Genomic DNA, 24,990 nt, shown 5'->3' on the forward strand with positions numbered 1-24,990 from the left:
CATCGGCGCCACCGGGGCGGCACGGGGGACCGGCTGACTTACAGGAGATGAAGCCATGCGCGCAGTCGCGGTACGGAAGACCGGCGACACGCCCGGACTGATGGAACTCCCCGTTCCCCGCCCGGCGCCGGGAGAAGTCCTGGTCGAACTGGCGGCGGCGTCGGTGAACCCGATCGACGTGGGCATCGCCGGGGGATACTTCGAGGGCCAGATGCCCCATGTGTACCCGCTCGTCCTGGGGGTGGACGGCGCGGGCCGCGTGGTGCAGGCCGGGGAAGCGGTGCGCGGGCTGGAACCCGGCGACATCGTGCACGGCCAGTTCCTCCGCGCGCCCCTGGGCCACGGCACGTTCGCCGAGTACGCGGTGGTCCCGGAGCACCCGGAACAGGGGGCGCTGCTGCGGATCCCGGACGGCATGCCCGCCGACATCGCGGCGGCGCTGCCGACCGCGGGCATGACCGCGCTCGGCGTCCTCGAAGCCATCGGCCCGCGGCCCGGCGGCTCGGTCCTGATCACCGGTGCCACCGGCGGGGTGGGTGTCCTCGCCGTCCAACTGGCCGCCGCCCGCGGCATGGAGGTCATCGCGACCGCCCGGCCCGACGCCGACGGGTGGATCCGGGGGCTCGGCGCCGCCCGCACCGTCGACCACACGGCCGGCGACGTCGCCGGGCAGGTCCGCCGGACCCATCCCGACGGGATAGACGCCTTCCTCGACCTCACCCGCGACCAGGCCGGCTTCGGTGACTTCGCCGGACTCGTCCGCGACGGCGGCGCGGCCGCGTCCGTGACCTTCACCGCGCCACCGGAACTGCTCGGTTCGGAACGGATCGCCGTGAGCAACTACGCGATGCAGGACAAGCCCGATCTGCTCGCCCGGATCACCGAGGAAGTCGCGTCGGGCAGGATCACGGTCCCCGTCCAGCGGACCGTCTCGCTGGCCGAGGCCCCCGAAGCGCTGACACGGAACGCCGCGGGCGGCGCCCGGGGCAAGACGACGGTACGCATCTGATCCCGCAAGGCCCGCAAGGCCCGCAAGCAAGGAGAGAAGTCCCCATGGACTACGTCAAGCTCGGCACCACCGGCCTCGACGTCTCACCGATCGCGATCGGTGCGATGACCTACGGCGAGCCCGGCCGCGGCCACCCGGTCTGGTCACTCGGCGAGGAGGACAGCCGCCCGCTCGTCAAGCACGCCCTGGAGCAGGGAATCAACTTCTTCGACACGGCCAACGTGTACTCGCAGGGCTCCAGCGAGGAGATCCTCGGCCGTGCGCTGCGGGACTTCGCCGACCGCGACGCCGTCGTGATCGCGACCAAGCTGCGGAACCCGACGCGCTCGGGCCCGAACGGCAAGGGCCTGAGCCGCAAGGCGATCATGACCGAGGTCGACCACTCGCTGCGGCGCCTCGGCACGGACCACATCGACCTGTACCAGGTCCACCGCAACGACCACTCGACCCCGCTGGAGGAGACCCTCGAAGCGCTGCACGACCTGGTCAGGTCCGGCAAGGTCCGCTACCTGGGCGCCTCGTCCATGCCGGCCTGGGAGTTCGCGAAGGCGCTGCACCTCCAGCGCGCGCACGGCTGGGCCCGCTTCGTGTCGATGCAGGACCACTACAACCTGCTCGCCCGCGAGGAGGAGCGGGAGATGATCCCGCTCTGCCTCGACGAGGGCGTCGGCACGGTCGTCTGGAGCCCGCTGGCCCGGGGCCGCCTCGCCCGCGCGTGGACGGACGCGAGGGCGACCGCCCGCGGCGGCGACGACGGGTTCGCCGACATGCTGTACACGCCGGTGACCGAGGAGGCGGACCGCGCCGTCCTCGACGCCGTCGGCCGCATCGCGGACGCGCGGGGGGCCGGGCGCGCGCAGATCGCCCTCGCCTGGCTGCACGGCAAGCCGGTCGTCACCGCCCCGCTGGTCGGGGCCAGTACGACGCGGCAGATCGACGACGCGGTCGCCTCACTGGCGATCGAGCTGAGCGACGAGGAGATCAGCGCGCTCGAAGCGCCCTACACGCCCCGCCACGACTTCCAGGGTGTCTCCGACGACGCCGAACTCCAGGCCATCATGGCGCGCCTGCCCCAGTTCACGCCCGCGAGCTGAACGCCCCGCGCCGTCGGCCGGGCCGTACGCCGTACGCGGTACTTGAACTGTCGCGCGCCGTGCATGCCCGCCCGTCCCGCTGCGAGTCACCCCGCTGCGAGACGCCCGCTGCGAGACGCCCCGCAGCGGGCCGAGCCGCACGCCGACGCGCACGACGAGCCGCACGACCGCTGGTGACGGATCTACCGGTGCGCGACTCTTCCGGTGCGCGACGCCGCTGCCGGGTGCCGGCGGTTCACCGCGGTGCGGGCGCGGCGGATCCGGCCTCCTGAGCCGTCGCCATCGGAAAACGTACGTGCGTACGGGATCGCGGCCGTGCCACGATGGCGTCGGGAAGCGAGGTCTCGTGGACGAGTTGAGGCGATTCCGCCTGGCGCTGGTCGCCTGGGCCGCGGGCGGAGCGGCGGCGAGCGCGTCCGCCGCGGTGGCGCGGGAACTGGCCGGCGGTGTGCGGACGGCCGTGCTCGTCGAGGGAGACAGCGACCGGACCGCGCTCGAATCGCTGGCCACGCGCCACGGCCGTGACCTCGCGGCGGAGGGCGTCGCGGTGGTACCGCTCGGCGGCGCGACGAACATCGGACGCTTCCTGAACGTATGCGGTCCTCCGGGCCTCGGTCTCCCGCTGGCCGGGCTCTGCGACATCGGTGAGGAGCGGCATTTCCGGCGCCATCTGGAGCGGGTCGGGATCGGGTCCGGTCTCACACGTGCCGACCTGGAGGCACTGGGGTTCCAGGTGTGCGTCGCCGACCTGGAGGACGAACTGATCCGCGCTCTCGGGCCGGAGAGCGTGCGGCAGGTGATCGAGGCCCAGGGCGAGACCCGCCCCTTCCACACCTTCCAGGGCCAGCCGGCCCAGCGGGAACGGCCGGTGGAGCACCAACTGCGGCGCTTCATGGGCACGCACAGCGGCCGCAAGGCCCTCTACGCGCAGGCGCTGGTCGCCCACCTCGACCTCGAACGCGTACCCCGCCCGCTGGAGCGCCTGCTCACACACGTCTGACCCGGCCCCTGCGCACAGTGGCTCGCCGCTCGCCGCTCGCCGCTCGCCGCTCGCCGTGAGTACGTTTCTACGTCACGTAGTAGCTTGAGCGGGAGGGCGGACGGCCCTGTCGGTGCGGAAGGACTGGGAGGTGCCGGGTGACGGGCGGCAAGGACGGCCGGGGGGAGGCCCGGCGGCGTGCGCGGGGTGAACTGGAAGGGGAGGTGCTGGCGGCCTTGTGGGCGGCCGGCGGCCCGGTGTCGGCGGCGGTGGTCCAGGAGCAGGTGACCGGAGCCGCGTACACCACGGTGCTGACGATTCTGACCCGGTTGTGCGACAAGGGCCTGGTGACCCGGCGGCGGGAGGGCCGCGGCCATGCGTATGCGCCGGTCGACGACCAGGCCGGACTGGCGGCGGCGGGGATGCATTCCCTGCTGGACGAGGGCGGGGACCGCGCGGCGGTGCTGGCCCGGTTCGTGTCGGAACTGTCGGCGGAGGACGAGCAACTGCTGGAACACCTGCTGCACGGGGATCTCCGCGACCGGGGGTGAGCCTGTGTTCTGGCCGGTTCCGATGTATCTGCCGCTGCTGGTGAGCGCGCTGCTGGCGCTGGCGGCACCCTGGGTAGGGCGCCGCATGCCGCCCCGTGCGGGGGCGTGGGCGATGGTGAGCGCGGCGGTCGTGGCAGCCGGCACGTGGGTGACCGAGCTGGCGATACTGGCGTTCACCGCGGTGGGCCAGGTGCCGCTGGTGGCGGCACAGGGACCCTGGTCGGTGAGTGTGCTCGCGGCGGAGGACCCGGTGAGCCGAGAGGTCGCCGCGGCGTGTGCCGGCGCGGTGCTGGTCCTCCTGGTCAGCGTGAGCATGGCGTCCTGGCGCCGGGGGCGGGCACTGCTCGGCGTCTGGCGGGAGTGCCGGGAACTGGCGGTGGGCGGTGACCTGACCGTCGTCGACGATCCGGTGCCGACCGCGTACGCCGTGCTCGGCATGCCGGGGCGGGTGGTGGTCTCCTCCGGGATGCTGCGGCTGCTGGACGCCCAGGAACGGCAGGCCGTACTCGCCCATGAACGGGCGCATCTGCGCCACCGCCACCACCTGTTCTCGCTGGTGCTGCATCTGGCGGCGGTGGTGGATCCCCTGCTGCGGCCGTTGGAACGGGCGGGGGCGTTCGCCGTGGAGCGGTGGGCGGACGAGGAGGCCGCGGCCGTGGTGGCGGACCGCCCCCTGGTCGCCCGGACGATCGCCCGCGCGGCCCTGGCCGCCAACCGGGCCGGACGGGCCGCGCTGTCCGCGACCGGCGGACCGGTGCCGCAGCGGGTACGGGCACTGCTGGCCCCGCCGATGCCGCGCCACAACACCGCTGTGGTGGCGTTCGCGCTGCTGATGGCGGGGTGTTGCGGGAGTCTCGCGGTCACGGCACATGACACTGAACGATTGTTCGAGGCGGCGATGCACGCCCAGTCCGCCGCGGCCCGCCCGCACATGCATTGACCGTGTCGCCGCGAGCCGCCCGTACACGTGATGACGGGGGCGTCGCGACCCGCCTGCACACGCGAATGACCAGGCCGGCGCGGACGTACCAGGCGCGCCCGGTGCCCGGATGCTGATCAACGGACGCCGATCAACGGGCCGAGGTGGTGTCCTGCTCGTCCCGTGCGGGCGAGGGCGGCGACGCCGCGGCGGCCCGGCGGCGGATCAGGTGGCGCGTCACCAGGACCACCAGGACGACGGCCAGCGCGGCCAGCACGAACAACTCGTACCGCTGGATGGTCGGATACAGGGTGTCGATGTGGTTGCCGGCCAGGTAGCCGAGGGTCACCCAGGTGCCCACCCACAGCACCGCGCCGAGCGTGTTGAAGAGGAGGAACCGGCGCCAGGGCATCCCACTGAGCCCGGCGATGATGCCGTTGGCCTGGCGCAGGCCCTCGATGAAGCGGGCGACGGTGATGACCTTGCCGCCGTGCCGGGTGAAGAACTCCTCGGCCTTGGCGACGCGCGCGGGGGTGAGCAGTACGTAGCGGCCGTACCGGTTCACGAGGCGTTGGCCGCCGTAACGGCCGATGGCATAGCTGACGTTGTCGCCGAGTATGGCCGCGACCACCGCGATCACGGCGACCGTGACCACGTTCAGTCTGCCCGCCCCGGCGTACACGGCGGCCGCGATCAGCACGGTCTCCCCGGGGACCGGCACACCGAAGTCCTCAAGGAAGATCAGGGCGCCGACCGCCGCATAGCCCCAGTGGTCGAGGAGCGGGGCCAGGTCGGCGAGTATGCCCGGCAGCGGGGGCGCGGTCATCGCGGATCACCCATGCACACCGAGCGTACTGGGACCGGCCGCGCTTCGCCGGTTCGGCGTCCGCCGGCGTCCACCGGCGGGCCCACGACGCTCACGACGCCGCCGCGCAGGGGGTCGGCCCCCTCGCCCCACGGTGCGTTCCCGCTGCTCAACCCAATATTCTACAACTCGTAGTAGATTCGCCCGTACCTGCACCCGTACCTGCGCCACTCGCCACCGATCAGCCTCGCCGCCGATCCATCGGATCCCGATCCATCGGTCCCAAACCCTCGGATCCCGAACTCATCCGATCTCCTTACCTGGCGGCGGTTCCTCAACTTCTACAACATGTAGTAGCTTCGGCCTCGGTACGCCGCCATCGCGTCGTGTCCCGAGGCCGCCGCCCGTGGACCTGGCTCCGGGCCGCCCATGACGCCGCCCTGGCCCGGGGACGTCCGGCCGTGCCCGTGTCCCGTTCCCCGTCAGGAGGCTGATCGACCGTGCCCGACCGCCACGACCCGCTGCCGGGCTCGGTGCCGTCGCCGTCCGCCGCGCCACCGCAGCGGCTGACGGCCTCGACCCCCCGGCGGATCGTCGTCATCTCCGCCGGCGTCGGCGCCGGACACGACGGAGCGGCCGCGGGACTGGCCGACCGGCTCACCGCGCACGGATTCCTGGTCGACCGCCACGACTTCCTCGACCTGCTGCCCGCGCCGGCGGGCCGACTGCTGCGCGGCACCTACCGCCGCCTGCTGACCTGGGCGCCGACGGGCTACCAGCGCCTGTACGCGGCAACCGAACACGCCGCGCGCCCCGGCCTGGTGTGGCGGGCACTGCTGCGCAGTGCCGAGCGCCGCACGCTGCGGACGCTGACACCGGACACCTGGGCGGTCGTCTCGACCTACCCGGGGGCCAGTCAGGTCCTCGGCGCGCTGCGGCGGCGCGGCCTGCTGACGGTGCCGGCCTGCACCTACCTGACCGACTTCTCCGTACACGCCCTGTGGGTCGCCCCCGGCGTGGACGCACACCTGGCCGTGCACGCCATACCCGCGCTCCAGGCCCACGCCCGGGGCGCGGCGGGTGTCACGGTCGCCGGCCCCGTGACCGACCCGCGCTTCACCCCCGCCGACGGGCGGCGGCCCGCCGCTCGCGCCCGGCACGGCCTGCCCGAGCACGCGTCCCTGGCCCTGCTGGTGGCGGGCTCGTGGGGAGTCGGCGCGGTCCGGCGGGCCGCCGCCGAGATACGGGACGCGCAGGTCGCGGTGCCAGTGGTGGTCTGCGGACGCAACCAGGCCCTCGTCGAGCAGCTGCGCCGGGACGGCATCGAGTACGCCTTCGGCTGGGTGGACGACATGCCGGGCCTGATGCACGCCTGCGACGTGCTGGTCCAGAACGCCGGGGGACTGACCTCGCTGGAGGCGTTCGCCGCCGGGCTGCCCGTGGCCAGTTACCGCTGCATCCCAGGTCACGGCCGTACCAACGCCGAGGCGCTGGAGGAGGCGGGGCTGGCCGCCTGGATCCGGCGGCCGGAGGACCTGGGCCCCGTGCTCGGCGAACTCCTGCACGGACCGCGCGGCCGGGCCCAGCGCACGGCGGGGCTGGCCCTGCACCGGTCCGGCCCCGGCCCGGTGCCCGCCATCGCCGCACGCTTCGGACGGACGCCGGCACCGGCAGCACCGCTGCCCACAGCGGGCCACCCGGTCGGCGCACGGTCGTCCCGCACATGGCGCGGCCCCGGCGACGCACCGTCCCGTACGCCGCGCCGCGCGGGCGATGCCCCGTCCTCCGGGACCAAGGTGCGCCGACCGGGCGATGCCCCGTCCGGGACCACGGTGCGCCGACCGGGCCGACGCCGGTTCGCCCTGGCCGCCACCGTCGCGGTGGCCACCTTCTCCCTGGGCGTCGCCGCCCCGTTGGCCTACGCCTACGCCGAAGCCCCCGCCCGGTTCACCGCGGTCGCCCACTACCTGGACGGAGACAGGCGATGACCCCGGCCCGCTCCACGCTGCTCGCCTCGGCCGCGGTCCTGCCCGCGCTCGCCGCGGTGCACGCCGCACCCGCGCTCTCCACGTTCGGGCCGCTGCGCAACACGGTCATGCCGCGCCTGGCCGGGCAGGGGCGCCCGGATCACGTCGCCCTCACCTTCGACGACGGTCCCGACCCGCTGTCCACCCCGTACTTCCTCGGTCTCCTCGCGGCGCGCGGGGCCCGTGCCACCTTCTTCCTGCTCGGCTCGATGCTGGCCCGCTCGCCGGGACTGGCGAGGGAGATGGCCGCCGCCGGGCACGAGATCGCCGTCCACGGCTGGCATCACCGCCCCCTGCTGGTGCGCGGCCCGCGCGCCACCTACGACGACCTCGCCCGCGCCCGTGACGCCGTGGCCGACGTGACCGGCAGGCCACCACTGCTCTTCCGGCCCCCGTACGGGGTGATGACCACCGCGGCCCATCTGGCCTGCCGCCGCCTCGGCCTGACCCCGGTGCTGTGGACCTGCTGGGGCGAGGACTGGCGCAGAAGGGCCACTCCGCGAACCGTCCAGGACACCGTCCTGCGGGACCTGCGCGGCGGCGGCACCATCCTGCTGCACGACTCCGACTGCACCTCGGCCCCCGGCTCCTGGCGCACCACGCTGCGGGCACTGCCCCGCATCCTCGACGCCTGTCAGGCGCGGAACTGGCAGACCGGCCCCCTGCACGAACACGGCGTACCCGGCCTGCCCGGACTGCCCGGCGTACCCGGCCTGCGGGGGTGCGGCGCCGGGCGGGGCGTCTGACGGGAAGCCGCCGGCGGGCCGGGCAGACATCCGCTTCCCCCGGCCAACGACCGAACCGAACCCGCTACTGGGCGCGATGGTCGGCCGGCGCCACGGTCAGCCGGGCCGCCCCCGAGCGCGAGTGCCGTTCGCTGAGGACCGCCTTGGCGATGACGATGACCAGAGCGATGACGACGACCGGCACCGTGGCGGCGTACGCGTGGGCGTGGTGGAGCAGCCAGGCGGCCAGGAAGGCGCCCGCGCTCATGGCCGCGACGTTGCCGACCCAGCGGCGTACCTGGCTGCGGTTGAGGGTCCCGCCGGCGAGGCCGGTGAAGATGTTGATGAAGGTGGCGGTCGCGGCCGTGGTGGAGACCCCGGGGACATGCATGGAACGGATCGCATTCATCTGCAGACCCATGCCGAAGGCGTTGATTCCGACGAGGACCGTCATCATGGTGCCGGAGAGAGCCGTGGGGTGGGTCAGCCACAGCCCGAGGAAGACGAATTGCACGGCGAGCACACCGACGAGAACATCCGTCACGCGCCGCGGCCACACCACGGACACCTGGTCGTCGTCGATCTCTTCCTCGCCGTCGAAAGCCTTGAGGATCCGGACGGCTGCCATCGCGCCGACCGCGAACGCGGCCAGCGAAACACAGACGCGGACCGGGTCGGGACCGTAGGGCGGACGTATCCCGTCGAGACCGGCTCCCAGGAAGACGATGTTCCCGGTCTGGAAAGCGGAGAACACCTTCCCGAAGCTGAAGAACATGATCGCGTCGTACATGCCGGTGGAGAAGGCCAAGGCCACGAGCAGCCAGTCACGCAGCGCGATGAGCGATGCGGGGGCGTGGTGGGCCGCCCAGTCCGTGACCCTGTCCGGACGAGGGCCGATGGCCTCGGACGGGGACTCCGACGGCGCGGGGATACGGATCGCACCCTGCCCGTCCACGGATTCGCCCCCCGGGCCCCCGGCCGTTCTCTTGGACGTCTGAGCGTCACCCGGATCGCTGCCATCGCCCGTGGGCGGTTCGAAGGCTGTCCTGTGCATGCCTTCCCTCCAAACGCCATTGTTCGTGGTGGTGCTGTTATGCAATTCCCGCCCGGGTGAAAAAACCAGCCTCAGCAGGGCCTCAATGAAAGTCACGCGGGAACCTCACCAAGGTAAAATCCCCTGGTGGGACACTGGATCGGTGCAGCCCGACGGCAGATCGATTCTGTCAATCAACCAATTTGCGGGGTGTATGGAAACCGGGCCGGCACGTACTTCTTCCACTCCCACGTCGGCATCCGACTCGACCAGGCCCTGTCCGCGCCGCTGTCACCACGGATCCCGCAGAACCCCTGTCGTACGACGACGAATGGGCCGAGGGACGGTGAGGCGTGGGGTACGCGGCTCAGGATGCCCAGTGCCGGTATGCCTCCACCCAGGCCCACCCCTCAGGCGCGGGTTCGGGCAGCGGTAGGTCGAGAAGGCCGATCGCCTGACGGTGTCGACCGCGTCTGCACAGGGCAACGATGCCGCTGCCGGACCGGAGCCGGACGGCGGTGACGGCTACGGTGACGCCGAGCACGGCTGTGTCGAACGGGAGGGCGAGGCGGTCCTCGATGACTGCCTGGAGAGCGGCGAGTTGTTCGTACTCGCCGTAGGCATCGACGATCGCCTCCGCGACCATGGCGTCGAGTGCGGCGGTGGCGGGCCTCATCGTCCGCGGTGCCTATCCGCGCGCAGGAGTTCCGCGAGGCGGGCGCCGACAGGCGTGATACTTGGCAGGGGCTCCTGAGCGTAGTGACTCTTCTTGCGACGGCGCAGCAGTTCCTCCCCATCCCGCTCCCAGGTGAACGCGGGCTTGCGCAGGAGTGCGCGGAACACGGCGTCGGCGCTCTCGGGGTGCCGCTGGACCAGGCGGCGGATGACCATGGGGGAGACGGAGTCGTCGTTCAGGTACTCCCGGAGCCGCGTCAGGTAGGTGCGGTCACGGGCCAGAGCGGGATCGGCGAACAGTGCGTCGAGGCGGCCGAAGTCGGCGTAATAGCAGATGCCTTCGGTCTCGTCACAGATCACAGCGACGTCGTCCGCGTCGAGAAGCTCTTCGGGCAGGCTGCTGAGTTCGTCAAGCGAGGGCCCGCTGCTCCTTGCCTGCGCGGCGGCCTCGTCGTCGAGTTCGGCGAGGACCTTTTCCTGCCGGTGACGGTGGTACTTCCGCAACCGGACACGCGCCTCCGCCGGGTCCAGGACGAGCAGGTCGGTGCCGAACAGCCCGACGAAGTCGGCACGGGCTTCGGCCTGCATCTCCCAGGCCGTGCGCAGCATCTCGGGATTGCGGCGCAGCAGCTGCGGATGGACAGCCAGGGTCTCGACGGCGACCTGCGCCAACTCCGAACCGTCGTCGGGCGGGTAGGTGGTGAGGTTGCCGCTGACCACCCAGGCGTCGGTGTCGGGGTGGACGGGCACGATGCGCGCGGCTACGAACATCCCCTCGCGCAGGTTCCCCAGAGCACGCCGCCCCAGGTTGGAGTGGACCCGGTAGACGAGGTCGTCCAGCAGGTTGTGCAGGATGGCGGCGCCTCGATCGAGGCCCTGTACCTCGAAGAGCCCCTCGACCACGTCGCGCCAGCCGAGCAGCATCGCACGCTCGTGCTGCGACAGCGGCGGCCGGCGCTTGGCCACGAACTGCTCGACGACTGTGGAGCCGTCGGCCAGCCGGTACTGCAACGCGAAGTGATCGATCGTCTGGATGGCGGTTGCCTCGTCCAGGAAGCCGAGTCGGTCCTCGGCCTCGTCGAGCCGGGCATCCAGTCGCCGAGCGAAGCGCGGACCCTGCGCGAACGCCACCAGCTCGCTCTTGAGATCTCCGCCCCGTGCCACCAGCCTTCCGACCGGGGGGAGCGCCGTGGGAGAACCGCTCTGGTCCACTTCTTCCTGCCTGCTCTTCAAGTTTCTGCCTTACTAAAGTTCGGTCGGCGGCATCAGCACCTCGCCGTCCTCCCGCATCGCCGCCCCTGCTTCGGCCGCCTCCGGCGTCAGCAGCGCCAGCTTGTCGACCATCGTGCCGCCGACCTCGCTGATCCGCGCCATCAGCGGGTGCGGGACGGGACCGTCGTACGCGACGAACAGCACCCGCTCGCTGTCCCACACATCCACCGCGTGCCGGGCCCGCACCGCGTGCCGGGCCCGCACCGCGTGCCGGGCCCGCACCGCGTGCCGGGCCCGTACCGGGCGGTGCGGCGCGGCCGTCTGCCAGGCGGGCAGCGGCTGCGACCCGGCGAGGATCGCCGACGTCTCGCCGAGCACGGAGCGGCCGTCGGGCGGACCGACCCGCTCCAGCGCGGCCACGGCGGCAAGGCCATGCGGGGACGGTGTCGTCGAAACCCGGCCCACCACCTCAAGACACAGCGTCCGCTCCGGCTCGCGCTCCACCATCCCGGCGGCCAACCACGCCTCGCCCGGACACCCGCTCGCCCACGCCTCCACCACGAGGACATTCCTGTCTTCCAGGCACTGCGTCAGGGCCTCCCGCAGGACACGATCCGACAGTCGCAGGGGATGCGGCGAAGGGCGTACGGGCTTCTTGCCGCCGCCCCCCGGCTTGCGGCGGCCACGGCTCTTCGGCATGCCAACGAGTCTGGCAGAGCAGGGCGGGTCGCGGACCGGATGGTCGAGGACAGCCCTCGCTGGGTGACTGCACGGGTACGCCGACGCGGTTCCAACCGCCGCCGTGGCCGGAATGGCCCTCTTTCGTCATGAAAGCTCTCCCCGCACCCTTCGATCAGGCGCGATACGCCCATGCTGCGGGACCGACGGGGGTGGGAGCCGCGATGGCTCGTTTCCCGTGTTCCACTCGTCAGCGGTTGACGGCCTGGATTTCCTGGACCACGACGTCCTGTCCGGCGCCGAAGGTGCCGTTCGGCAGGCCACCGCCCTGGCCTGTGGTGCTCGTCCAGCTGATCTTCCAAGTGATGGTCGCCTGGAGTTTGTACGAGCTGTCGCCGGAGGACCGCAGGTACTTCACTCCGCACGGCGGGGTCTGGTCCGCGTTGCCCTGGCGGTAGGGCTGACCGATGTGCCCGTCCAGGTTCTCGCACTCTCCGGAGGCGGGGTAGGTCACCGCGTCATCTGTGCCCGGGGCGATTTTCACCGAGAGCGGTTCGGCGGTGGTCGTTGCGCTTAGTCCGAGTATGGGGACGGAAGCCGTGACGGAGACCGGCTTGAACTTCGTTGTGTCCAGCCAGGCCCAGGTCGGGAGGTTCACCTTGGTGGTGCCCTCGGGAGCGAGTTCGACCTTGGTCGACGGGACGCGGATCTCGGCGTAGGCGAGCTGGGCGAGCATCTCAGGTGTGATCGCCTGGGGGACGTCTGCCGGCGGTGCGTCTCGCTTGCCGACCCAGAAGGACTGCTCCCTGTCGCAGTCCTGAGCGGCGGGATCCGCCTCGCGACCCTCGGTGACGTACGAGTCCCACCAGTAGCCCTCGTCGGCCTTGTCCTTGTTGAAGTCCTTGTAGGGGTCTCCGTTCACGTAGTAATTCTGGGAGGCCAGAATCCACTCGTGGCTGGGCGCACTGCTCGACCACGCTTGCTTCATCTGCGCCTCAAGTTCTTTGGGTGTGTACTTCGGCGCGTAGTAACAGGCGGGGGGAGTCCAGGACGTGGTCGAGGTGAGGGCCCCGGTCGATTCACCGTTGCCGTTGTCCGAGCGGTCGAAGACGATCGCACCGGAGACGCTTGCGGAGAGCTTGCCGCCGTCGGCCGCGGCAGATGCGCTGGTGTCCGTCTCCGAACCGCTTCCTCCACCGAGCGCACCCGCTCCGGGATTGGTTTTGTCCGCGAAAGCGCTGGGAGCGGAGCACAGCGAGATCAAACCCGCGGTAACGGTGACTGCAGCCAGGCGAAGCGGCCTGCTCACGGCTGGCACCCGGCCGCCCCCCGGGTTGACGTGATCTTCATGAGTTCCCAGACACCCTGCTTGTTCTTGGTGACCTGAACGCTGTAGGCGACGTAGCTGTCCTTGGTCACCTCGGTACCCTTCAGCTCGCCGGTCTTGATGACTTTGCTGAATGCCTTGCTCTCATCGGCGCAGTAGCCGATCGTCGCGCTGGTCGTGGACTTCACCTCCACAACACGATTGAAGTAATGCGTGGTACCTGTTACCGTCCAGCCCGCATCCTTGAATCCCTGGACCCATTTCTGGGCGGCGACGGCACCCTCGCCCTCCGTGTAGAACTCCATGGCAGGAAGCCGGGGGTTCTGGGCGACGATCGCTGCATCGATCGCGCGGATCAGTTCCGCGTTGTCCCGCAGAATTGCGTCCTTGGCCGAGTCGCCGGTCTCTTCGGGGGTGAAGACGTCCTTGACGTCTGACGGAAGGGCGATCTTTGGGCGTCCGGCGGCGTTCGAGACGCTCGCACTCGGTGAAGCCGGGGTCGCCGAGCCACTCCCCGTGTCCGCCCCCGCGATCGCGTCGCCGTCTTTGGAACCGTCATCGCCGCTCCCGCAGGCGGACAGCGACAGGGCCGCGACGGCGGTCAGCGCGGCGGCTGTGAGCAGGGGAGGGCGGCGGCGCTTCACGGATGGCTCCCGGTGGGGCGAGGGTAGACATGAGTATGCCAACGCTATCGACGGGATCTGGGTGACACCAGCTGGGTTTACGTCAAGTCCGATCTTCCAACTGACGGAGGTACGCGTCGCCGTACTCGCGGCGGTGCAGTGGTTACCGAACAGGGACAGGGCTGCCCCTGGTTCAGTCGTACGTGGCAATGACCTTGTACGCGGTGAGAGGGTGCCGATCCCACCCGACTCCGGTACCCACGATGCGGCCACGGGGCCGGCGGTCTCGCCGGCGGCCCGGCGGCGGCACACCTCACGCATCGGTGATCGGTTGACGCCGACGACGCCACGCTCCCTGCTCCCGGTCACGAAGCACTTCAAGGGCAGTGCCTCGTAAAGGAGTTAAAGGACCGAGTGACGGTCCCGCCGCCGCATTGCTTTACTTATTCTTGAATCCAGTCTTGCCTGTTCAAGGGCCGGTCTGGCTAGGGTCACCGGGTTGGCGTGTGCACAGAGTGAAGTACGGGGGCGGGTCACGTGGCCGACCTGGGCAAGGAAGCGGCGTCGATGCACAAGGCAGCCTCGGCGCTGCGGTCGGTGGAGCATCACTCGGCGAAGCCGTTGCGGGAATTCGAGGCGGCCTCGCACGACTTGGACGCGCTCGGCGCGCTCGGCTCCCTTCTCGGTGCGAAGAGCGAGATCGAGGAGGGCATGACCATCCTTGGCAAGCTCGGCAAGCAACTGGATGAGGAGTGGGAAGCGGAGGCCAAGCTCATCGGCGAGGTTTCCGACGCCTTCGACCTGCTCGACGTCCTGCTGGCGATCGCGGCCCGGGCGAAGAAGGGCTGAGCGGTTCATGGTCGATCTCAACCCGCTGCACTACGTCAACAAGTTCAACCACATGTTCGGCGACTCGGTCGCCAGCGGCCTGGAGTTTCTGGGCATCTCGGATCCGGCGGTGGACCCGGACGGGGTGCGGGAGATCGCCAAAAAGTGGCGGCACCTGGCCAACGGTCTGGACGACGTCGCCGAGGCCGCCCGCAGCGCGTTGGCGGACGTGGTGTGGGAGGGCCAGGCGGCCAAGGCGTTCAACAAGCGCTCCAAGGTGGCCCGCAAAAGCGCCACGGAGATGGCCCACTCGCTGCGCGAGGGCGCCCAAGCGCTGGACGATTTCGCTGACAAGGCCCACGAGTTGCTGTCCGAGATCGGCGTCATTTTGGCGGAGATCGCCGAGTTCGAGATTGCGGGCCTGGCGCTGTCCATCCTCACCGCGGGCGCCTCGGAGGTGGCCTCTACCCTGATGGCCGGCGAGCGGGCGCTGAAGGTCGTCGCGCTGATCGGCCGGATCGAGGAGGAGGGCACCGCCCTGGGCTCCGCTGTGCGCGGGGTCATGGAGGTCATCCGGGGAGTGGAGCGGGCACTCAAGGCGCTGAGGGAGATCCGCGGCGTCGCCGAGGTGGCCAAGATGGCCAAGGAAGGGGCGAACTTCTCCGCGTTCACCGCGCTGCTGGAGGACCCCGGAGCATTCAAGGACCCGGAGAAGCTGGCCGGCATCCTCACCGAGGGCGCCTTGATGGGCGTCGGCTTCGGTGTCCTCGGCAAGGCCCTGGGCAAGGGCCTCAAGGCCCTGGAACCTGCGGTCTTGGCCAAGCTCAGCAAGGGTCTGAAGCTGAGCTGCGCCACCTTCGAGCGGCTGAAGCTGAACCCGGGGTTCAACAAGTTGCCCGCCTCGGTGCGCAACATGATCAAAAAGTTCGTGCGGGACCCGATCGACGTCGCCACCGGAGACATGGCTCTGCCGCGTACCGACGTGCAACTCCCGGGCGTACTCCCTCTGATCCTGGAACGCACGCACATCTCCTCATACCGCTGGGGTGGATGGTTCGGCCCGTCCTGGGTTTCAACGCTCGATCAGCGGATCCAAGCGGATGGCGAGGGCTTCGTGTACGCGGCGGCGGACGGTGCTCGCCTGTGCTTCCCGCTCCCGGAGGCGGAGACCAACGCCCCCGTCCTCCCGGAGACGCCCGGCTGCCGCCTGTTGCTGTCCTGGGACCACGAAACAGACGGCGCGATGCGCATCACCGACCCCGACACCGGCCTGGTACACGTCTTCCACAGCCCAGTGTCTGCGGCCGACGGCACCGCCGTCGACCTCCCCCTGCAACACATCCAGGACCGCAACGGCAACCGCATCACCGTCGTCTACGCCGACGGCGGCGACATCCCCACCGCGGTGATCCACTCCGGCGGCTACCACATCGCCCTCGACCACCACCCCAGCCTGTCCCGCATCACGGGCCTGCGCCTGCTCGACCCCGCTCGCCCGGACCGCCCCGGTACCACCCTGCTCAGTCTCGCCTACGACGAGGCCGGCCATCTGACCGAGGAGACCAACTCCTCCGGCCTGCCGATGCGCTACACCTACGACACCGACGGCCGTATCACCTCCTGGACCGACCGTAACAACACCACCTACTGGTACACCTACGACAACCGTGGGCGCGTCACCGCCACTGGCGGCACCGGCAACGCCCTCGCGTCCACCCTCACCTACGACGAGGCCGCCCGCACCACCTGCGTGACGGACTCCCTTGGCCGCACCCGCGTCTACGAACACAACGAGGCGCTGCGCCTCGTCCGCGAGACGGACCCGCTCGGCCACATCACGCGTCAGGAGTGGGACGAGAACCTGCAACTCGTCGCGAAGACAGACCCGCGCGGCCACACCACTCGATACGCATACGACGAGAACGGAAGGACGGTGTCGGTCACCCGCCCGGACGACCGGGGGATCCGCGTTGCGTACAACGGGCTCGGACTGCCCACATCGATCACGGAGACGGACGGGACCGAGTGGCACCAGGAGTACGACGAACGCGGCAATCTCACCGCCGTCACGGACCCGACCGGAGCCGTGACCAGGTCCGCATACGACGCGGTCGGCCGTCTCGTCCGGCTCGTCGACGCACTCGGCCACACCACCCGGATCCGCAGCAACCCGGCCGGACTCCCCGAGCACATCACCGATCCGCTCGGGGCGACGACTCGCTACGAACGGGACGCATTCGGACGCCCTGTCGCGTTCACCGATCCGCTGGGCAGAACGACGCGGTTGGAGCGGAACGCCGAGGGCAGGCTGGTGCGCCGCACCACTCCGGACGGGAGTACCGATTCGTGGGTATATGACGGCGAGGGCAACTGCGTCAGCCACACCGATGCGATGGGAGCCGTCTCCCGCTTCGAGTACACGTGCTTCGACCTGTTGTCGGCCCGCACGGGTCCGGATGGTGTCCGGCACGAGTTCGCCTACGACACTGAGCTGCGCGTTACGAAGGCCACCAACCCGCAGGGCCTGACGTGGACGTACGAGTACGACGCCGTCGGCAACCTGGTCTGCGAGACGGACTTCGACGGCCGTACGCGCACCTATGAGTACGACGCGGCGGGCCTTCTGGAGCGCCGCACCGACGGCCTCGGCCAGACGGTCGGCTTCGAGCGCGATGCGCTGGGCCAAGTGGTGCGGAAGAACGCGGCCGGACAGGTCACGACGTACACGTACGACCCAACGGGTCAATTGACCCAAGCCACGGGGCTGGACACGACCCTCACCCTCGTCCGCGACCGCCTGGGTCGCGTCCGTTCGGAGACGGTCAACGGCCGAACGGTGACGTATGTGTACGACGGACTGGGCCGTCGCATCAGCCGCACCACGCCCAGTGGCGCGCAGAGCACCTGGACGTACGACGCGGCCGGCAACCGCACCCACATGGCGGCAGCCGGCCGGGACATCGACTTCGTCTATGACCAGGCAGGACATGAACTGGCATGCCACATCGGTGGGGCGCTCGACCTGACGCACACCTATGATCTCCTGGGCCGTCGGACCGGTCAGTCGATGACAGCCGTGGGCAGCCGAGTGGTTCAGCACCGGGCGTACACGTACCGTTCCGACGGCAACCTGGTGGAGATCGGCGACCAGTTCTCCGGGACGCGCCGCTTCGACCTGGACGCGGCAGGCCGGGTCACCGCGGTGCACGCAGCCACCTGGTCGGAGACATACGCCTACGACGAGGCGGGCAACCAGACCAATGCATCCTGGCCAGCAGCTCACCCTGGCCAGTACGCGACGGGCGAGCGCACGTACGAGGGCACGCGGATCATCCGCGCAGGCAATTTCCGCTACGCACACGACGCTCTCGGGCGTGTGGTCCTGCGCCAGAAGATCCGTCTGTCCCGCAAGCCGGACACCTGGCGCTACGCGTGGGACGCCGAGGACAGGCTCACCCATGTGACCACGCCCGACGGCACCCGGTGGCGCTACGTGTACGACCCCCTGGGCCGCCGCACGGCAAAACTGCGCTTGGCCGACGACGGTGAAACGGTCGTCGAACGCATCGAGTTCACCTGGGACGGCACAACGCTGTGCGAGCAGACCACCACGTCTCCGAACCAGCCGAACCAGGTAACGCTGACCTGGGACCACCACGGTTCTCGCCCCATAGCCCAGACCGAGCGCATCACGGCGGTGGACGCTCCGCAGGACGAGATCGACTCCCGCTTCTTCGCCATCATCACCGACCTGGTCGGTACCCCCAGCGAACTCGTCGACGAGCAAGGGAATATCGCCTGGCGGGCCCGCAGCACTCTGTGGGGCACGACGGCTTGGACGGCGGACAGCACGGCATACACGCCCTTGCGCTTTCCGGGCCAGTACTACGACCCCGAGACCGGGCTCCACTTCAACCATTTCCGGTACTACGACCCAGAAGTCGCCCGATACCTCACGACGGATCCCCTTGGACTGGCGCTGGCTCCGAACCCGGCCGGCTACGTGAAGAATCCCCACACGTGGGCTGACCCACTGGGACTGGCTCCTGAAGCGTGTACCGAAGGGGAACATTTGTTCCGGGGTACTACCCGGGGCTTTGATGCGAGCAGCGGTACCCAGAGCAGTGGATTCACTCCGACGTCAACAGATCCGGGCGTGGCGACAACTTTCGCGAGACACTCGGAGCAGTTCGGTGAAGCCGTGGTTCAGGTGATTCCTCGGAGCGCTCTTGAAGGTGTAGCCCTTGAAAGAGGATATATCGCCGCCGAAGCGGAGGTCGCCGTCGGTCTCCCTGCCTCGGAACTTACTCGAAGGGCCAGTGTTCAGCTCCCCGTGGACACCGCCAGAGGAATCCTCGCCGACATGGGAATCCATGTACCGAAGGTGACATCATACGAGGGGATCAGTGATGCTCTGGAGTGGGATGTATCCAAGCTCTCACCCGAGCAAATAAAGAAATTCGTCACGGAGGCTTACAAACATGGATGATCGCAATCTGGATAAGCTCCAGATCTATGCGGTGGAAGAGGCGGATCACCAGTCGGCCACCTGCATCGTTCGCTGTGTTGGTGGAATTGTGCGCCCCGGTCAGCGATTCGATGTGGGGTCTCCGTCGGCTGACCATTCAAATGAGCGCTCTCAAATTGTACTCGACTGGATTGACCGCTATGGAAACCGGGTGGACTTCGTCGACCCGCCTCATAATGCAAAGGTTCACTTCTCTGGGAGTGGTGTCTCGCTGCTGGAGAAAGGTGTAACGATCACTTCCGTCGGGGAAGCCGAGACAGCGCTGAGGCGCGGGTAGTCCACTCAAGTTGACCACCGGCTTTTGTGACGCTCCAGCGGCGGCGGATAGCGCAGGCCATCAAGAACACACGCAGGACGGCGGTCCTGCCCTACGGTTCCTGGTAGTCGAGAAGGCTGTACGGACAGGAGGCACGTCGCCGACGCTTTCCCACTGCTGTCCACTGCCCACAGACCGGTCGACGTGATATTCCGACTGCGCTTCTGGCACCGTGCTCGCGCCGGGCGGCCGGATCGTCGTAGCGCCGTACGCCAGCACGTCACCTGGTGGGTCCACCAGCCCGAGGAGATGGACCCTGGCCTGGCGCAGCCTCTATGGGAGCTCCACGACACTTACCGCTGGGCGGGGCCCTGGGGGCGGGGAGGGCTGTCAACCGTAGGGGCTGAGCTCGTGATCTGTGAGACGCTGCCCCTCCGGTAAGCAGCTCTGGCCACAGACGAGTTCGCGTCGCAGTACGATTCCCCTGAACACGACGCGGTGTGTCGGCAGGCGGTTCGGGGGAAGCTGATGGCGTTCGCACGATCACGGCAGGCAGAGTCTTCGTCTCCAGCGCGATCGCCGCGGCTCGCGATTCTGCGCCCTGACAATGACTTCCTTCGTCTGCTCGATGACGATCGAACCAAGGAAAGGTCATACTCTCAACCCTGTCGTGACTGGCCCGAGGCCAAGTCCCACCTGGCGATCCTTATTGCTCCTGCCGGCCAGCAGGATGACGAAGGCGGCCGGGAGCAACCGGCGGTGATCTGGGGGCTGGGCATCGTGCGCCCTGCTCGCGAGACCGACCGGGACCGGAAGGTCGTGGTCACCCGTGCGCGGAAGATTCCAGGATCGGTGCCTTTCTCGGGACTCTGGTGCGTCGACGGCGAGCGGGTCGGCGCGCTCGCCAGGTCGTTGCCGGAAAGCGGTCCTGTTACGGTCGGTGCGGATATTGTGCTCGCCAATCTCCAGCGCATTTCCACCGATATCGAGAGGGAAGTCCAGAGGCTGTTGCCGATACTCGACGACGGCGAAGGCTGGACCGAGCAAGAGCTTTGCTGGCGCGATGAGCGCGACGCTCTGCTGCTCTTCGCCAAGATGGCCGGGTTGACCCCGAATGACTTCGCGCCGGTGCACGGCTGGGACAGGACAATCGCCCGGACGAGTTTCCTGAGCGGGCTCACCGGGACTCCGGTTCAGCCGAAGCTCAGCGACATTCGCGGGCAGGTCGCGGAGAGGTTCACAGGCGTTGGTGAGACTGTCCTCCAGGCGTTCGTGAGTGGTAGAGGCCGCCAAAGCTATGACGTCGAGGCCACGTCGATCATCGACCGACGGGTGGTCGACTGCGGGGAGGGTTCCCTCGACGCCTACTATTACCACTTCGACACCCAGACGCTCGTCGTACTGCGCTATCTGTCTCCTGGACCGAACGGGCTTCTGTCGTCCGGTGCCCGACACAACCTGGCCGAATTCCTCGTCCGTGTGCGCCGTCTGCCGCGCCCCACCCGACACGGCGTCGGCGACTACGGCCTGCTGAACGACCCCCTCTTTTTCCGCATTCACGAGCCAGTGCCCTTTACTCCCGCTCTGCACCGGACGAGCTCCGGCGCGATCTACCCCTACGGCCAGATCGCCGCGGCGATCTCGGCCACGGGCGCCCAGGGTCTCCGACCTGTCTCCACCGACATGCTCACCCGCCACCTGGTGCCGACCGACTTCGCCCGTTTGGTGCGCGACGGCTGGCTCGGTGCACGCGAGGTGTCCTTCGACACGGTTCTGGACTGGGTGGGGGCCACTGTGGAAACGGTCGGCGTCGCTCTGGTGTTCGTCGACTTCAGCAGTAGGCCGCGTGGCAACGGTTCAGGGATCGGGACAGGAAAACAGGGCATCGCATGACACCACCAGTGGAAAGGCAACCATCTATGGGTACCCCGGGGGCGGACACACCTCGCCAAGTCACCCAGGTGCGTGAGCAGCTGCGCGAGACATTTGACGGGGTGATAGACGACGGCGACATCGCCCACTTCCGAGGGGGCAACTACGAACAGCGCTTCCTCTCCAGGGCCCTGGCAGCTCTCGCGGTACGACGCGTGGCCAAATGCAGTGTGGCCGAGGCGGCCCGGTTCGTCACGGATGGCATCGCGGACCAGGGATTGGACGCCATCGCTCCTTTGCCGGACAGTAAGCGGGCCCTGCTCGTCCAGGCGAAGTGGAGCGACAAGGGTACGGCAACCTTCGACGTGGACGCCGCCAAGGCGATGGTGGACGGCCTGAACCGGATCGAGAACGAGCTGTACGACCAGTTCAACCAGCGTGCTGGCGCCCTCGCGCTGGAGGCCAGGCCGTTCATCGTCAACGGCAGAGCCACTCTGGTTATTGCTTTGATGGGCACTGTGGAGCCCTCGCCGCCCGCACGCGAGGTCCTTGAGAATGCTCTCAACGAGTTCAACAGGCACGGCGCCCGCTTGAACGTCGAGGTGCTGTATGCCGCAGACTTCCATGACCAGATCCATGCGGAGCTTCGGCCGGAGCCGATCTGCCTGGATGTACGGCTTGACGACTGGTATCAGCAGAAGGGACCGCTTGAGGCATATCAGGGCACGGTCTCCGCCGAGAGCGTCGCCGAGTGGTACGAGACACACGGTACCGGCCTGTTCGAGCAGAACCTCCGGGCCCCGCTCGGGCCCACGGTGACCAATGCGGAGATCGGTCAGACCCTTACGTCCGATCCCACCAAATTCTGGCACCTGAACAACGGCATCACCATGATCTGCGACTCGCTCTCGGCGAAGAACGACAGCGCCAAGGCACCGCAGAGCAAGCCGACCACTCTCACGGTGACGGGGGCGAGCATCGTGAACGGTGCTCAGACGGTACGGGCTGTCGCCAGGGCCATGCACGACGACGGTGAGGCCGCGGCCAATGCCACCCTGAGTATCAAGGTCATCAACACGCATGAAGACCGGAAATTCGGCGTCCAGGTCTCGCAGGCGGCGAACCGGCAGAATGCCATCGAGCAGCGCGATCACATCGCGCTGGAACCCGTGCACCAGGCGATCAAGGCCAACTTGCGCGCCGAACTGCGCAAGCAGTACGTGATCAAGCGCGGTGAGCCGGTCGCCGCGCCTGAGACCGGTTGTTCACTGGACGAACTCGCTCTCGCCCTTGCCTGCCTTCACCCGGACGCGGAACAGACCGCCCGGGTCGCCAGTTCCACGGAGAACCTCTGGGAGCAGGGTCCCCAGGGCAGCCACACCGTGCTGTTCAAACGTGAGCCCTCTCCGCAGAAGGTGTGGCGTTCCGTGCTCACGCTGCGCGCGGTACGGAGCGCGGTCTACGAACTGGGCAGTGGGCAGAACAGCCGCGAGGCCGCGACCACGGAGCACGGTGGCTTCCTCGTCACTCATCTGATCTTCCAGCATCTCGGCGCCACGAGTATCGATGACCCCGACTTCGACTGGGACAGCGAGGTCCTGGAGAAGATCCCTGCCCTCGTACCGGAGCTGGTGCGTCGGCTGACTCATCAGATCGTGACGCGCTACGGCCCGCGCCCCCAGATCAGGTCTGCCTTCCAGACCGCGAAGACATGCCAGGAGCTGGCGAAGTATGTCCTCGGAGACCTGGCCGATGGCATCGCGGTTCCCGCACCTCCGGCGAAGGAGCGCAAGCAGCGTCGCCCCAACACCGCCCCTCTCCTGGTCGACCGCCGTGTCATCAAGGACGGAGCACCCCTCCGGTACGAAGGCCAGAACGAGCCAGAACGCGACGCCATCGAGGAGTGGCTTGTCGAAGACGAAAGGCGACGTCAGGCGACCTGGGTCAATCACCGGACCAAACCCATCCTGTGGGCGTACGACGAGCAGCAGTACTCGCCGTCCGGACTGGTGTCGAAGATGTGGGCGGACGCCGGCTGGGACGATCGCCCCGTGGCAAATCAGGGAACTGTTCGCTGGTTCCGGTCCGATGGCCTGAGCCTGTGGGATCTCGCTCAGCGCATCCACAGCGAAGAGGCCGAGAGCGAGGGCGAGGGCGAAGCCTGACGGCCTGCGCACTGCACCAGCAGACCGTCAGTAAGGGCGTGGCCCCTCCGGGGCGCGCAGTCGGGCGAGGAGATCGGCGATCTCGCGGGTCTCCTCGTGGTCCTCGCCGAGGAGCACGCACATATCGTCGTGGAGGGCGTCGAGGACGCCCTCGGCCTCGGCGCGGCGGCTCTCGGAGAAGAGGAGGACGCCGATACTGCGGCGCAGATCGAGAGCGGTCTCGGAGGCGTCCCCGTCCCCGTCGGAAACGATCTCCAGGACCTCCTGGAACTCGCGCAGGGCGGCCGTGGCCTGGCCCAGGTTGGCCCGGCAGTGCGCGGCGTGCCGACGACACTCCAGCGTGTTCTCGTTCGCCGGTCCCACCGTACGGGCGTAGACGGTGGCCAACGCGTCGAGCTCCGGCAAGGCACGCCGGAAGTCCCCGCCGGCCATGAGGACCGCTGCGCGTTGCCGTCGCAGACCGAGCACCCGGGGGTTGTACGCGCCGAGGGCCGTGGCCGCCGTGGCGATCACTGCCTTGAGGACGTCCGCGGCCTGGGTGAACCGCCCCTTCTCGGCAAGGTCCGCGGACCGGGCGTAGGCGTCGCGGATCGCATCCCGCAGTACGGTGTCGGCGCGCGCCGGGACCGGCACCGGAACCGCCGGCTCCACTGAGGGTGTGGGAGCGACGGTCCGTCGCATGGGTGCGTTCGGCTGCCGGTAGACCAGCGTCGGGTCGGGCACCCCGGAAGGCGAGCCGCCGTCGACGAGAGCCGACGGGTCGGCCACCGAACCCGGTTGCGGCAGGTGCGGCGACAGGCGCTCGTACACCGTGTACGCGTCGGCCGGACGTTGCTCGGGCGCCTTGGCCAGCAGGTCCAGGGTCAGCGCCTCCAGGTCCGACGGCACCTCGGGCCGCAGGGTGCGCAGGGGGGTCGGCTTTACATCCATGTGTTGGTGCAGGAGCTGGTAGTCACTGTCGCCGCTGAAGACGGGCTGTCCGGCGAGGAGTTCGTGCAGCACGCAGCCGAGCGCGTAGAGGTCGCTCAGCGGTGTGATCTGAGCGCAGTCGATCTGCTCGGGTGGCATGTAGCGGCTGGTGCCGATCCGGCTGCCGGTGGCCGTGAGCCGGGTGACGTCCGTGCGCAGCAGCTTCGCGATGCCGAAGTCCAGCACCTTCACCGTGCCGTCCGTGGTGATCAGGACGTTGTCCGGCTTCAGGTCGCGGTGCACGACCGGGATCGCGTGGGCGTACGACAGGACCGTGCAGATCTGCGCGGCGATCGACGCGGCCCAGCTCACCGGGAGCCGCACCGCCGCTCCGTCCTCCGCAGCCGTGAGCACACTGCGCAGGGAGATCCCGCGCACGTACTCCATCACGAGGTACAGCCGGTCGTACGACGCCTCGTCCAATACGGCGTCGAACACCTGCGGCACCCCGTGATGCCCGATCCGTGCGGTGACGCGCGCCTCGCGCTCGAAGCGGCGGGTGAACTCCTTGGCCTGCGCGGGTGTCGCGACGGCGTCGGGCCGGATGAGCTTGACCGCGATCTCCCGGTCGAGAACGGCGTCGTAGCCGCGCCAGACCGTGCCCATGCCGCCGGACTCGATCTCCTCGATCAGTTCATAGCGGCCCTGCTCGCCGATTCTCCTGGCCTGCGCCACGCGTTGCGCCCCCGTTGCCCTGATGCCTCGTCAGTCGGTC

Annotated in this window: 20 protein-coding genes; 12 read left to right on the plus strand and 8 right to left on the minus strand. The window is 69.2% G+C overall.

The window, feature by feature from the left end; translation table 11 throughout:
• The first annotated feature begins 55 nt into the window (after positions 1–55).
• The 5 genes from ACFY2B_RS27150 to ACFY2B_RS27170 all read left to right on the plus strand — a co-directional run bounded on the left by ACFY2B_RS27150 (position 56) and on the right by ACFY2B_RS27170 (position 4,573).
• Positions 56–1,009 carry an NADP-dependent oxidoreductase gene (locus ACFY2B_RS27150; RefSeq protein ID WP_390765682.1) on the plus strand — a complete coding sequence of 318 codons (954 nt, stop codon included), beginning with the start codon at positions 56–58 and terminating at the stop codon, positions 1,007–1,009.
• Between the two features lie 44 nt (positions 1,010–1,053).
• Positions 1,054–2,103, plus strand: coding sequence for an aldo/keto reductase (locus ACFY2B_RS27155; protein WP_390765683.1), 1,050 nt, complete (start codon positions 1,054–1,056; stop codon positions 2,101–2,103).
• Between the two features lie 346 nt (positions 2,104–2,449).
• Positions 2,450–3,103: a TOPRIM nucleotidyl transferase/hydrolase domain-containing protein gene (locus ACFY2B_RS27160; protein WP_390765684.1), complete on the plus strand. Its 654-nt coding sequence runs from the start codon at positions 2,450–2,452 to the stop codon at positions 3,101–3,103.
• A 137-nt stretch (positions 3,104–3,240) separates the two neighbouring features.
• Positions 3,241–3,633: a BlaI/MecI/CopY family transcriptional regulator gene (locus ACFY2B_RS27165; RefSeq protein ID WP_390765685.1), complete on the plus strand. Its 393-nt coding sequence runs from the start codon at positions 3,241–3,243 to the stop codon at positions 3,631–3,633.
• A gap of 4 nt (positions 3,634–3,637) precedes the next feature.
• The gene (locus ACFY2B_RS27170) at positions 3,638–4,573 is read left to right on the plus strand and encodes a M56 family metallopeptidase (RefSeq protein ID WP_390765686.1); all 936 of its coding nucleotides are present in this window, start codon (positions 3,638–3,640) and stop codon (positions 4,571–4,573) included.
• A 130-nt stretch (positions 4,574–4,703) separates the two neighbouring features.
• On the opposite strand, the gene ACFY2B_RS27175 is transcribed toward ACFY2B_RS27170, so the two are convergent.
• Entirely contained in the window at positions 4,704–5,378 is a 675-nt protein-coding gene (locus tag ACFY2B_RS27175) for a DedA family protein (RefSeq protein ID WP_390765687.1), read from the minus strand.
• Positions 5,379–5,857: 479 nt separating this feature from the next.
• On the opposite strand from ACFY2B_RS27175, the gene ACFY2B_RS27180 reads away from it, so the two are divergent.
• Both ACFY2B_RS27180 and ACFY2B_RS27185 read left to right on the plus strand, forming a co-directional pair.
• Positions 5,858–7,345, plus strand: a complete 1,488-nt coding sequence (locus tag ACFY2B_RS27180; RefSeq protein WP_390765688.1) for a glycosyltransferase — start codon at positions 5,858–5,860, stop codon at positions 7,343–7,345.
• Entirely contained in the window at positions 7,342–8,130 is a 789-nt protein-coding gene (locus ACFY2B_RS27185) for a polysaccharide deacetylase family protein (RefSeq protein WP_390765689.1), read from the plus strand. The genes ACFY2B_RS27180 and ACFY2B_RS27185 overlap by 4 nt, the downstream gene beginning before the upstream one ends.
• 64 nt (positions 8,131–8,194) lie before the next feature.
• Here ACFY2B_RS27185 and ACFY2B_RS27190 read toward each other — a convergent pair whose 3' ends face one another.
• From ACFY2B_RS27190 to ACFY2B_RS27215, 6 genes are all read right to left on the minus strand, one after another.
• Entirely contained in the window at positions 8,195–9,064 is an 870-nt protein-coding gene (locus tag ACFY2B_RS27190; RefSeq protein ID WP_390765690.1) for a YoaK family protein, read from the minus strand.
• 445 nt (positions 9,065–9,509) lie between these two features.
• Positions 9,510–9,818, minus strand: a complete 309-nt coding sequence (locus ACFY2B_RS27195; RefSeq protein WP_390765691.1) for a hypothetical protein — start codon at positions 9,816–9,818, stop codon at positions 9,510–9,512.
• Positions 9,815–11,050 carry a hypothetical protein gene (locus ACFY2B_RS27200; protein WP_390765692.1) on the minus strand — a complete coding sequence of 412 codons (1,236 nt, stop codon included), beginning with the start codon at positions 11,048–11,050 and terminating at the stop codon, positions 9,815–9,817. The genes ACFY2B_RS27195 and ACFY2B_RS27200 overlap by 4 nt, the downstream gene beginning before the upstream one ends.
• A 12-nt stretch (positions 11,051–11,062) precedes the next feature.
• Complete coding sequence (locus ACFY2B_RS27205) at positions 11,063–11,728, minus strand: hypothetical protein (protein WP_390765693.1); 666 nt, start codon at positions 11,726–11,728, stop codon at positions 11,063–11,065.
• 229 nt (positions 11,729–11,957) lie between these two features.
• Positions 11,958–13,025: a hypothetical protein gene (locus tag ACFY2B_RS27210; protein ID WP_390765694.1), complete on the minus strand. Its 1,068-nt coding sequence runs from the start codon at positions 13,023–13,025 to the stop codon at positions 11,958–11,960.
• A complete protein-coding gene (locus ACFY2B_RS27215; RefSeq protein ID WP_390765695.1) occupies positions 13,013–13,678 on the minus strand; it encodes a hypothetical protein in 666 nt (221 codons plus the stop codon). The genes ACFY2B_RS27210 and ACFY2B_RS27215 overlap by 13 nt, the downstream gene beginning before the upstream one ends.
• Positions 13,679–14,194: 516 nt before the next feature.
• Here ACFY2B_RS27215 and ACFY2B_RS27220 point away from each other — a divergent pair.
• From ACFY2B_RS27220 to ACFY2B_RS27240, 5 genes are all read left to right on the plus strand, one after another.
• Positions 14,195–14,506, plus strand: coding sequence for a hypothetical protein (locus tag ACFY2B_RS27220; protein WP_390765696.1), 312 nt, complete (start codon positions 14,195–14,197; stop codon positions 14,504–14,506).
• Between the two features lie 7 nt (positions 14,507–14,513).
• Complete coding sequence (locus ACFY2B_RS27225; RefSeq protein WP_390765697.1) at positions 14,514–18,974, plus strand: RHS repeat-associated core domain-containing protein; 4,461 nt, start codon at positions 14,514–14,516, stop codon at positions 18,972–18,974.
• The gene (locus tag ACFY2B_RS27230; RefSeq protein WP_390765698.1) at positions 18,967–19,290 is read left to right on the plus strand and encodes a hypothetical protein; all 324 of its coding nucleotides are present in this window, start codon (positions 18,967–18,969) and stop codon (positions 19,288–19,290) included. Before ACFY2B_RS27225 ends, ACFY2B_RS27230 begins: the two co-directional genes overlap by 8 nt.
• A 507-nt stretch (positions 19,291–19,797) precedes the next feature.
• Positions 19,798–21,162 (plus strand): hypothetical protein, encoded by a 1,365-nt coding sequence (locus ACFY2B_RS27235; RefSeq protein WP_390765699.1) that lies wholly within the window; start codon positions 19,798–19,800, stop codon positions 21,160–21,162.
• Between the two features lie 68 nt (positions 21,163–21,230).
• Positions 21,231–23,306, plus strand: a complete 2,076-nt coding sequence (locus ACFY2B_RS27240) for an AIPR family protein (RefSeq protein WP_390765700.1) — start codon at positions 21,231–21,233, stop codon at positions 23,304–23,306.
• Between the two features lie 27 nt (positions 23,307–23,333).
• On the opposite strand, the gene ACFY2B_RS27245 is transcribed toward ACFY2B_RS27240, so the two are convergent.
• Positions 23,334–24,950 carry a protein kinase gene (locus ACFY2B_RS27245; protein ID WP_390765701.1) on the minus strand — a complete coding sequence of 539 codons (1,617 nt, stop codon included), beginning with the start codon at positions 24,948–24,950 and terminating at the stop codon, positions 23,334–23,336.
• Positions 24,951–24,990: the final 40 nt, after the last annotated feature.

Source organism: Streptomyces sp. NPDC001270 (assembly GCF_042896695.1).
GTDB lineage: Bacteria > Actinomycetota > Actinomycetes > Streptomycetales > Streptomycetaceae > Streptomyces.